Raw genomic sequence first — 10,448 nt, 5'->3', positions numbered from 1 at the left:
GGGGGGGGAGCCGTGCGCCGGCAGACGAGTCGCTCAGCGGCGCCAGATGCAGCACATCGCCGGCACGCAGGGCGCGGCCGGCATGCCCGCCGAACTGGCCGAGGGTGAAGGTGCTCTTGCTGCCCAGATACTCCGGCACCTGCACGCCGCCGCGCACGGCCAGGTAGGAGCGGGCACCGGCGCCGGCGATGGTGCCGATGGTCAGGGTGCTGCCGGCCGGGACGAAAATGGCGGTGCACATCGGCTGCGTGACGTCATCGAGCTTCACGGGGATCGCGGCGCCGGTCAGCGCCACCACCGCGTCGGTGTTGAAGCGCAGGATCGGTCCGCTCATGGTGATTTCCAGCCCGGCAGCGTCCTCGGGGTTGCCGAGCAGGGCGTTGCCCAGGCGCAGCGCGCGGCTGTCCATCGGGCCGGACGGCGGCACACCCACCGCCCAGTAGCCGAGGCGACCGGGGAAGTCCTGCACGGTGGTCTGGGTGCCGGCGCTGATGACCTCGAAGGTGTTGGCCGAATAGCGCAGACCTTCCAGACAGCGGGTCCAGGGCGTGCCGAGGGCGAAGGGGGCAAAGCCGAGGATCTGGCGCAGGTACTCGCGGTTGGTCTCCACGCCGTAGAGCAGGGTGTCGCCGAGGGCGGCGTCCAGCGCGACGCGGGCCGCTTCGCGGCTCGGCGCCCAGCTGATGACCTTGGCGATCATCGGGTCGAAATACGGCGGGATCTCGCAGCCGGCTTCGACCCAGGTGTCGATGCGCAGGCTCTTGCCGTCGGCGGCTGGGAAGGCCACGGCGGTCAACAGGCCCGGGCTTGGCTGGAAGTCGCGGCCCGGGTCCTCGGCGTAGACGCGCGCCTGGATCGCGTGGCCGCTCGGCTTGAGATCCTTCACCAGCTCGGCCAACGGCGGCAGGTCGCCGGCGGCCAGCTCGATCATCCAGCGCACCAGATCCACGCGCCAGACCTGCTCGGTGACGCCGTGCTCGACCTGCAGGCGGGTGTTCACCTCGAGGAAGTAGAAACGCTGGGCTTCGGCGTCGTAGACGAACTCGACGGTGCCGGCGCTGCGATAGCTGACCGCCTTGGCCAGGGTGATCGCCGCCTGGCACAGCGCCTCGGCCATGCCGGCCGGCAGGTTCGGCGCCGGGGTTTCCTCCAGCACCTTCTGGTTGCGCCGCTGCACCGAGCAGTCGCGCACGCCGAGGGCGATGACTTCGCCGGCGCCGTCGCCGAACACCTGCACCTCCAGGTGGCGGGCGCGCTCGATGTATTTCTCGATGAACACGCCCGAATCGCTGAAGTTGTTCTGCCCCAGACGCTTGACCGCGTCGAAGGCATCAGTGAGCTCCGCCGCCGAGCGGCACACGCGCATGCCGATACCGCCACCGCCAGCGGTGCTTTTCAGCATCACCGGGTAGCCGACCTGCTCGGCTGCGCCGAGGGCATCGGCGAGGCTGTCGAGCAGCTCGGTGCCCTCCAGCATCGGTACGCCGCGTTGTTTGGCCAGGGCGCGGGCGGTGTGCTTGAGGCCAAACACCCGCAGCTGTTCCGGCGTCGGGCCGACGAAGGCGATCCCGGCGGCCTCGCAGGCTTCGGCAAACGCCGCGTTCTCGGAAAGAAACCCGTAGCCGGGGTGGATGGCTTTCGCGCCGGTTTCACGGGCGATGCGGAGAATCTTCTGCGCGTCCAGATAGGTCTGTGTGGCCGGGCCTTCGCCCAGGCTGTGGGCCTCGTCGGCCTGCTGCAGATGCAGGCTGGCGGCGTCGGCCTCGGAGTAGACGGCCACGCCGTTCACATTCAGGTTGCGCAGCGTACGCAGAATGCGGCAGGCGATGGCGCCACGGTTGGCGATCAGGAGTTTGTCGAACATCTAGAGTACCCTCGAAGGGCCGGCGGGCCGTCCCGCCTTTATTCATCTGCGCCACGGCCGTCCGTGGTTGGGGAGGATTTCTTCGCTGCCGGCAGCTCGGGGCGCTGGCCGGCGCGCGCCTGCAGCAGCGGCAGCAGGTGGCGTCGTAACAGCGCCATCAGTCCCACACCAGCACCTCGGCGGGCGTCGGGTTCCAGCCGTTGCAGGGGTTGTTCAGTTGCGGGCAGTTGGAGATCAGCACGATCACGTCCTGCTCGGCCTTGAGCTCCACGTACTTGCCCGGCGCGGAAAGGCCGTCCTCGAAGGTCAGTCCGCCCTCGGGCGTCACCGGAACGTTCATGAAAAAGTTGATGTTGGCGCCGATGTCTCGTTTCTCCAGTCGGCCGTCGTGCAGGCTGGCGCGCAGAAAATTGTCGCGACAGCTGTGCATGTAGCGCTTGTCCAGCGCGTAGCGCACCACGTTGCTCTCCTGGGCGCAGGCCCCGCCGAGGGTGTCATGGCGGCCGCAGGTGTCGGCGGTGATGGTCAGAAGCGGATTGCCGAGGTTCGAATAGAGCACCGTGCCGGTGGTGAGGTAGACGCGGTTCTGCCGGCGCAGGGTGCGCTGCGGGTCGTAGCGCTCGCGCGGGTTTTTCGCGCTGAAGAACAGCGTGTCCACCGCCTGGTTGCCTTCGAGATCGAGCAGGCGCAGGGTCTGCCCGGCCTTGACTTCGAACAGGTACGGTTCGCCGGCCGGGATCACATGGCGGAAGGCGGCGGTTTCGGGGTGCAGGCTGCTTTCGGTAAGGCTCATCACGGCCACCTCCTCAGATGTACAGGCGTTCGGTGTTGTGAAAGGCACGGCCGTTTTCCGGGCGCGAGGTGCGGCAGAGCACGCTGATGCCATCGCTCTCGACCTTGTGCCAGCTCAGCTGCACCGGTTTGGGTGCGTACAGCGGATTGGGGTCCAGCGGATGCTGCAGGGCGGTGAGGATCACCAGGGTGTCCATGGGCGCGTACAGCTCGATGTAGTCGCCCACTTTGGAATTACCGCTGTGAAAGGCGAAGGCACCGTCAGCGGTGACGTCCACGCGACTGAACAGATTGAGCACCATGAGCAGGTCCTGCAGGTTCAGGTTCCACTTGCCCATTTCCACCAGCAGGTTGTCCGTTCCGTTGCGAAAGAAGCCGTTGCGCAGCTCTTGGTAGCGGCCCTGGCCGTATTTCTCGGCGACTTCATCGGCGTTCAGCACGCCGCCAAAGCTGTCGTGCCAGCCGCAGGTGTCGGCGGTGATGGCAGCCAGTACGCGGCCCATGTCCGAGTAGAGGCAATGACCGGCGGTGAGCTTGGCGGTGTGCTGGCACTTGAGGGTGTCGGGCAGGTTCAGCCGCTCGCTCTTCTCCTGGGCGTTGAGCAGCATCAAGCTGACGTTGGCGCCGCCTTCCAGATCGGTCAGGCGCAGCAGCTGGCCACGCTTGAGGACGAAGGAGGTGTGGCCGCCACCGGGAACGGTTTCTTCGTACAGCGTGGGGCGGATCGCGAGTGAAGCGCTCATGTCAGGCTCCTTGGTAGGCAGTTCGGAATTTCTCGCTGAGGGTGGCCGGCAGGCCAGCGGCCGCGCCGGGCGCGTGGCGGCCCTCGTGCAAGGGAATGTCGTAGGTCACCCGCGCGCCATAGGCACCCGGGGCGTGGGGATCGATGCGCGGCTTGTCGAAGACCAGGATGCGGCTGCCGAGGGTGAAGCCTTCCGAGAGGTCATGGGTGACCATGAACACCGTCAGCCGGGTTTCCCGCCACAGCTCCAGCAGCAGCTCATGCATGTCCTTGCGGATGCCCGGGTCGAGTGCGCCGAAGGGCTCGTCGAGCAAGAGCACACGGGGTTTCATCACCAGCGCCTGGGCGATGGCCAGGCGCTGCTGCATGCCGCCGGACAACTGCGCCGGGTACTTGTCCAGCGCATGGCCGAGGCCGACCTTGTGCAGCATCTGCGCGGCCTGCTCGCGGGCATCGCGCTTGCGGTGACCAAGCAGACGGCCCAGCAGCGGGGCGCGCGGCAGTTCCAGGCCGAGGGCGACGTTGTCCAGTACGGTCAGGTGCGGAAATACCGAGTAGCGCTGAAAGACCACGCCGCGGCTGGCATCCGGTTCGTTTGCCAGCGGCTGGCCATCAAGCAGGATCTCGCCGCGGCTGGGCGCTTCCTGGCCGAGCAGCAGCCGCAAAAAGGTGGATTTGCCGCAACCGGAGGCACCGACCAGCGTGCAGAACTCGCCTTCGGCGATGTTCAGATTCAGGCGCTCCAGCACGACCTGATCGCCGTACTGCTGCCAGACGTTCTTCACCTGAATGAAGGAGCTGGGGTCGCCGCCTGCGCGAGTCCCTAGTTGCGTTGTGCATTGGCTCGACTGTGCGGCCACGGGCACCTTGGCGTTGTTCTCGCTCATGCCTTGGCTCCTTCATACCAGGGGAACAGCAGCTGGGTCAGGCGCCGCAGCAGGTAGTCCATGGCCCAGGCCAGCAGAGTGATCCAGGCGACATAGGGCAGGATCACGTCCATCGCCATGTAGCGACGCACGAGAAAGATGCGGTAGCCCAGGCCATCGGTGGAGGCGATGGCTTCGGCGGCGATGAGGAACAGCCAGGCCGAACCGAGCACCAGGCGCAGGCTGATCAGCAGGCGCGGCATCAGCTGCGGCAGGATCAGGCGCAGGATCAGGGTCCAGGTGTTGGCGCCCAAGGTTTGCGCCTTGATCAGCAGCTCGCGGGGGATTTCTCGTGCTCGGTGTTCAAGGTCACGAGCCAGGATCGGCGTGATACCGATGACGATCAGCATCACTTTGGACAGTTCGCCCAGGCCGAAGACGATGAACAGGATCGGCAGGATCGCCAGCGGTGGCACCATCGACAGCACCGTGAGCAACGGCGAGAGCGGCGCGCTGAACAGCGGCAGAGTGCCGGCAACGATACCCAGGCACAGGCCGGCCACTGCCGCGATGGCAAGACCGGTGCCGAGGCGTTTGAGGCTGGAGGCGGTGTCCTGCCAGAACAGATAGTCGCCGGAGCGTTTGTCGGGGGTGAAAGCGAGGCGTTCGACGGCTGCGCTCATCTGGCCGAAGCTGGGCAGCAACTTGTCGTTGGGGTTCAGTTCCAGGCGCTGGACCGAGTTGGTCAGGTACAGCGCCAGCAGCAGGGCGAAGGGCAGAATCGCCAGTGCCAACCAGCCGCTACGTCCGGGAGTGCGGTTGATCAGACGCATAGGCAGATACCCCGTGCAACGGCCGCGGCAACTGGTGGAATACTGTGAAGTTCGGGTGCGGCAGAGGCCCTGGCGCAAGGCAGAGCGGAGAACGGCAAAGCCGTTTCGAGCGGGCACATGGCAAACCCTCCAGTGTTGGGAATAGCGCAGGAGCTGCGTGCAATCACGCTGTCTCCCGGGCTTTTATCCCGCCGTGTAACCTCGCTGGAGGTCGCCAACTCTCGGCCCAGCCACTCGCGTCAACGAGTCGGAACCCTAGTCAGCTATTTCAAATTGTCTTCGCAGGTGCAGCAGCTTTTCTTCGCAAAGGATGCAAAGCAAGAGCGATGCCAATGCACAAAAAATGCGCGCTGCAGGCGTCGTGGGGAAGGGCGGGACTAGGGGAATGCCCTGTTTTGGGGCTGCGCTCGAGGCGGTGCATGCTTTTCGAGCGCGGAGGGCGTTGCACGAGCGCAACGCCGCATTGGCAGGAAGCTAGAGCTTGAGCTGGCCGATGGCACGGCTCAGATCGGTGGACAGCGCAGCCAGCTCGGCACTGGTGCTGGCCGAGCTTACGGTCTGCTCCACGGTGCGTTCCGTGACGTCGCGGATGCCGGTAACCGAGCGGTTGAGCTCTTCGGCGACCTGGCTCTGCTGCTCGGCGGCAACGGCGATCTGCGTATTGCTTTCGCGCATCTGTGCGACCGCGTCGGCAATGGCTTCAAGTGCCTGCGCTGCTTCATGGGCCTCGCGCACGCAATCGTCGGCTTTCAGTGAACTCTCCTGCATGAACTCCACGGCGTCGCGAGTCATCGCCTGCAGGCCGGAGATCATCTGGGTGATCTCATCGGTGGAACTTTGCACACGCTTGGCGAGGTTGCGTACCTCATCGGCAACCACGGCGAATCCGCGGCCCTGTTCACCGGCCCGTGCTGCTTCGATTGCGGCGTTGAGCGCTAGCAGGTTGGTCTGTTCGGCGATGCTGTGGATCACGTTGACCACGCCGTTGATCTTCTGGCTGTCCGCGGCGAGCTGCTCGATCATCTCGCCGGTCTGCTGCACGCCCTGGGATAGGCTGGAGATGGACTTCTCCACACGGCCGACGACCCGGTGGCCATCGCCCGCAAGGCGGTCGGCGTTCTGTGATTGATCGCGAGTTTCTCGTGCATGCTCGGCGATCTGGTGCACCGTGGCGCTCATTTCGTTGATCGCCGTGGCCGCCTGGTCGGTTTCACCCTGTTGACCGCGCATGCCTTTGTGCACGTCATTCATGCTCGTGGCCAGCCGGCTGGCGCCCTCATCGAGACGCGCGGCAGCCTGGGCGACGGTGCTGACCACGCGTTGATAGCCGCCCTGCATGGCGTTGAATGCGCTGGCCATCTGGCCGACTTCGTCACGGCTGTCCAGCGGAACCCGTGCCTGCAGGTCGCCACTGCGCTCCACGTGCAGCATGACGTCCTTGAGCGTGTTGAGGTGGCTGAGCAGAAAGCGGATGAGCAGTTGCGAAGCGCCGAGCAGACCGAGCATCAGCACCGCGACCGCCACGGCGTAGCTGAAAAAGTGCTGGCTCAGTACCTGAACAGCGCTGGGCGCGCGGGCCAGCACAGCCAGCTTCTGACCATTCGTCGCGGAGATCAGGTGGGCGCCGACCACGGGATTGCTGGAGAACAGTCGGTCGTGGGCGAGGGTGGTCCAGCCGCTTTCGGCGATAGCCTGACCCTCGACCGCGGCGCGCTGATCTGCCTGGAACGCGATCAGGTCCGCACCCTGCGGCAGCGCAGCATCGGCCGGCCAGCTCGCCAGCAGCGACGCACGCGCCTGCGCTGCAGCGACGGCGTCGGTGCTACGGGCGCTTTGCTCCAGTTGTACGGCGTAAAGCACCAGCAGCAACGCGATGACGAAGGTCACCATGTTCAGTGCCCAGAACTTGTACTTGAGCGACAGATCGCGAATCCAAACGGCCATGACTGCTCTTCTTCTATAGGAGGTTGCGCGCGCGTAGCGGAACGCTTGCTTGCACTGCGGCTGAACATTTAACGGCCGCCTAAGGCAGAGCTTGAGAAATTTCTGTGACTCAGTCGAGGTCCAGCAGGCCGAAGAACGCGCGCGCACAGCGCGTGGTGTGCGCCGCCAGCGACGCTTCGCTCTCGCCGCGATGGAGCGCGACTTCGCGCAGTACTTCCGTAAGGTAGGCCGGTTCGTTCTGGCCGCTCTTAGGCTTCGGTCGCAGGGTGCGTGGCAGCAGATACGGCGCGTCGCTCTCGAGCATCAGACGACCTGTAGGGATGTCCTTCACCAGGGGATGCAGATGGGTACCGCGGCGTTCGTCGCATATCCAGCCGGTGATGCCGACATGCAGGTCCAGGTCGAGATAGCCGTACAGCGCCTGTTTTTCACCGGTGAAACAGTGCACCACCGCCGCAGGGAGGTGGTCTCGAAACGGTCGCAGAATCGCCAGCAACCGGTCGCTGGCGTCGCGTTCGTGCAGAAAGACCGGCAACTGCAGTTCGACGGCGAGTTGCAACTGTTCCTCCAGCGCGCGCTCCTGTAGCGGTCGCGGTGAAAAATCGCGATTGAAGTCCAGGCCGCATTCGCCGACTGCGCGCACTTCGGGCTCGGCGAGAAGGCCGCGCAACTGGCTGGCGCTGTCAGTCGTCCAGTGGCTCGCATCATGCGGATGCACACCCGCGGTACTGAACAGGTGCAGGCGGGACTCGTCCAGTTGGCGACAGAGCTTGAGAGCAGCTTCGCTTTCTTCGAGGCTGGTGCCGGTAAGCACCATCTGCACGACGCCGGCCGCTCTGGCGCGCTCGACGACCGCAGGTACGCTGGAGGCGAATGTCGGGTGGCTCAGATTGACGCCAATGTCGATAAGCTGCATGGATACCTCGAAATTAAAAACTAACTAAATCAATAATATAGAAGTTATAGCTAAACCAGTTTGGAGAGTAAACTGGCGGAATAAGCCAACCTGTGAGAACCTTTGCCACCTTTTGCGGGCAGGGAGCACCGCACCAGCGTTCTCTGCGTCTTCACACCGGTGCATCCCGATGCCACGATTGCTGCCACTCATGTTCTGCCTGCTGCTGGCCCTGATGCCAACGATGGCGACTGCGCGCGTGGCGGGTCCCGAGGCGTGGCAAGCGAACGACAAGGTACGTGATCTGGCCGAAATTCGCCGTAGTGGCGTACTGCGCGTGCTGGTCAATCAGAGCCGGAACAGCTCCGGTGAGGTGAAAGGCGAAGCGATTGGCGTCGAGTACGCGCGGCTGCGGGCCTTCGAGCAGTACCTGAATCGCAATGCTGCATCCGCGCGGCCGATTACCCTGAAGATCATTCCCAAAGCCAAGGATCAGTTGCTTGGCGCGCTGCAGCGCGGCGAGGGGGATCTGGTAGCGCCCGGCGAATTACTGCCGCTGGCGGGCATGAAAGGCATCAGCCGCAGCCGGCCGGTAGTCAGCAACGTGTCATTGGTGCTGGTCGGCCGCCAGGGCGGCCCACGCTATCAGCGTCTGGACCAGCTATCCGGGCGCAGCCTTGCGTTGCCACCTGGCAGCGCCGCAGGGCCGGCGCTCGCGCGGCTGAACAAGCAACTGATGGAGCGCAAGCTGGCGCCGATCGTTGCCGAGTGGGTCGACCCCACGTTGGCCGTCGAGGATGTGCTGGAGATGGTGCAGGCCGGCGTCTATCCGGCGACCGTGGTCGAGCAGACCATCGCCGAGCGCTGGGCCAAGGTCATGCCGAAACTGCGCATCGAGCAGCACCTGAGCCTGGGCGACAAGGCCAGCATGCACTGGTTCGTGCGAAACGACGCCAGCATGTTGCGCGCCAGTGCTGATCGCTTTCTCAAGGATTTCGACCTGCCAGACAACCAGGATGCCGCCTTCGAGCGCGTCTACCGGCGTCTGTACAAGGTCCAGTACCCGCTCGACCGAGTAGGCCGCCAGCGTCTGGAAAAGGTTCGTCCGACCCTGCAGCGCTATGCCGAACAGATCGAGCTGGACTGGCTGAACCTCGCCGCCCTGGCGTTCAAGGAGTCCACCCTGAACCCCGCGGCGCGGGGCGCCGGCGGTGCCACGGGGTTGATGCAGGTGACGCCGGCCACGGCTCGTGCGATGGGTGTCAGCAACATCCACCAGTTGGACAACAACGTGCAGGCCAGTGCGAAGTATCTGGCGAACATCCGTCGTAACTTTTTCGCCAGCCCGCGACTGAACGAGCGTGAGCGCATGGCGTTCATTCTCGCCGCCTACAACCTCGGCCCGCAGCGGGTGCAGAGCATGCGCGCCGAAGCCCGTCGGCGCGGTCTGAACCCGGATCAGTGGTTCTTCCAGGTCGAGCGAATTGCCATGGAAACCGTTGGCATGGGCGTAGTGGCATACGTCAACAGCGTCAACAAGTACTACCTGGCCTACCAGCGCGAGCGCTATCTGCTCGAGGCCGACCGCAAGACCGCGGCCAACTGATCGCTCTCAGCGCTCCGCCACTTCCTGCTGCTGAAAGGCAGCGACAAGCCGCAAGCGTTCGCCCTCGTCAAACTGCTCGGCCTCCAGCCGCTCGATAGCGCTGCGACGCTCGACATCGTCCAGGCCGCGAGTGGCTTCGATACGCTGACGTTCCTGCCGATAGACAGCGACCCGTTGCTGCCACTGCGCGCGCTGTCGATCCAGCGCTTCGAGTCGGGTGGCAGCCTCGCTGCCCACCAACTGCTGGCGCAGCTGGCGGATCTGCTGCGCATCAGCGCCCTGGGCCTGCAAGGCGACAGTTTGCTCTCGCAGCTCGCTTTGCAGCTGCGGCACGAGCAGCTCTTGCAGGTCGCCGGGCAATCCGGCGCGCAGCTGGTCGATGGCGCGGCCCTTGGCGTCGCTGTCCAGCGCTGAATCGGCTTGAATGGCCAGGCGCTCCAGGCTGAAGCGATCATAGGCCTCGTCCAGGGCGAAGAACGCCTGGTGAACAGCCGGCTCCAGCACGCGTGCGCGCAACGCCTGCACGGCACTCAAGCGCTGGCGTAGCGCTGAAATGTCCGTGGTTCGCGAATAAGTCGCTTCCAGATCAAGCAGTTGGCGCTTGTAGTTGAGATATTGGGTGAGTACTGCTGAAGCCTGGCTCTGGGCCGGCTCCGGCAGTTCGGCGACGATGTATCGGCGCAAGCGTTCGATACTGTTTTTCAACGGCTCCTCTCCGGCCGCGGCGAGAAAGTAATCGAACAGATGCCGAAGTTCGGCGCCGATTAGCAGGTTGCCGGCTTCATCCAGACGGAACTGGCCATCGACCTGGGTGCCCTTGAACGACGTCGGTAACTGCGGCGTGCCTTGCGGTTCCGGTTGGGTTTTCAGCGGCTTCTGGGGTGGTATTGGGGCGGCCGTGGCGGG

9 protein-coding genes and 1 riboswitch are annotated in these 10,448 nt (G+C 64.9%); of the genes, 1 reads left to right on the top strand and 8 read right to left on the bottom strand.

All coding sequences use genetic code 11. From position 1 onward, the window contains the following. The 7 genes from F753_RS37380 to F753_RS37350 form a co-directional block, all read right to left on the bottom strand. Nucleotides 1–1,864: ATP-binding protein (locus F753_RS37380; RefSeq protein ID WP_023445516.1), on the bottom strand; the 1,864-nt coding region annotated here is incomplete at its 3' end. Between the two features lie 157 nt (nucleotides 1,865–2,021). Next, entirely contained in the window at nucleotides 2,022–2,657 is a 636-nt protein-coding gene (locus F753_RS37375; protein WP_023445514.1) for an urea amidolyase associated protein UAAP2, read from the bottom strand. Between the two features lie 13 nt (nucleotides 2,658–2,670). Further along, nucleotides 2,671–3,399, bottom strand: a complete 729-nt coding sequence (locus F753_RS37370; RefSeq protein ID WP_023445513.1) for an urea amidolyase associated protein UAAP1 — start codon at nucleotides 3,397–3,399, stop codon at nucleotides 2,671–2,673. Nucleotide 3,400: 1 nt separating this feature from the next. After that, nucleotides 3,401–4,285, bottom strand: coding sequence for an ABC transporter ATP-binding protein (locus tag F753_RS37365; protein ID WP_023445512.1), 885 nt, complete (start codon nucleotides 4,283–4,285; stop codon nucleotides 3,401–3,403). Further along, entirely contained in the window at nucleotides 4,282–5,097 is an 816-nt protein-coding gene (locus tag F753_RS37360) for an ABC transporter permease (RefSeq protein ID WP_023445511.1), read from the bottom strand. Before F753_RS37360 ends, F753_RS37365 begins: the two co-directional genes overlap by 4 nt. A gap of 170 nt (nucleotides 5,098–5,267) precedes the next feature. Further along, nucleotides 5,268–5,367, bottom strand: a riboswitch (guanidine-I (ykkC/yxkD leader). A gap of 204 nt (nucleotides 5,368–5,571) precedes the next feature. Next, a complete protein-coding gene (locus tag F753_RS37355) occupies nucleotides 5,572–7,041 on the bottom strand; it encodes a methyl-accepting chemotaxis protein (RefSeq protein ID WP_023445510.1) in 1,470 nt (489 codons plus the stop codon). Between the two features lie 109 nt (nucleotides 7,042–7,150). Continuing rightward, nucleotides 7,151–7,957, bottom strand: coding sequence for a TatD family hydrolase (locus tag F753_RS37350; protein ID WP_023445509.1), 807 nt, complete (start codon nucleotides 7,955–7,957; stop codon nucleotides 7,151–7,153). Nucleotides 7,958–8,126: 169 nt separating this feature from the next. Here F753_RS37350 and F753_RS37345 point away from each other — a divergent pair, with 169 nt between their 5' ends. After that, entirely contained in the window at nucleotides 8,127–9,542 is a 1,416-nt protein-coding gene (locus tag F753_RS37345) for an MltF family protein (RefSeq protein ID WP_031297743.1), read from the top strand. A gap of 6 nt (nucleotides 9,543–9,548) precedes the next feature. Here the strand turns inward: F753_RS37345 and F753_RS37340 are convergent. Then, the coding region (locus tag F753_RS37340; protein ID WP_023445507.1) for a lipase secretion chaperone at nucleotides 9,549–10,448 on the bottom strand (900 nt) is incomplete at its 5' end.

The sequence above is a fragment of the Stutzerimonas chloritidismutans AW-1 genome (assembly GCF_000495915.1).
GTDB lineage: Bacteria > Pseudomonadota > Gammaproteobacteria > Pseudomonadales > Pseudomonadaceae > Stutzerimonas > Stutzerimonas chloritidismutans.
The sequence above is the reverse complement of the archived record's forward strand: the minus strand, read 5'-3'. Positions and strand labels throughout refer to the sequence as shown.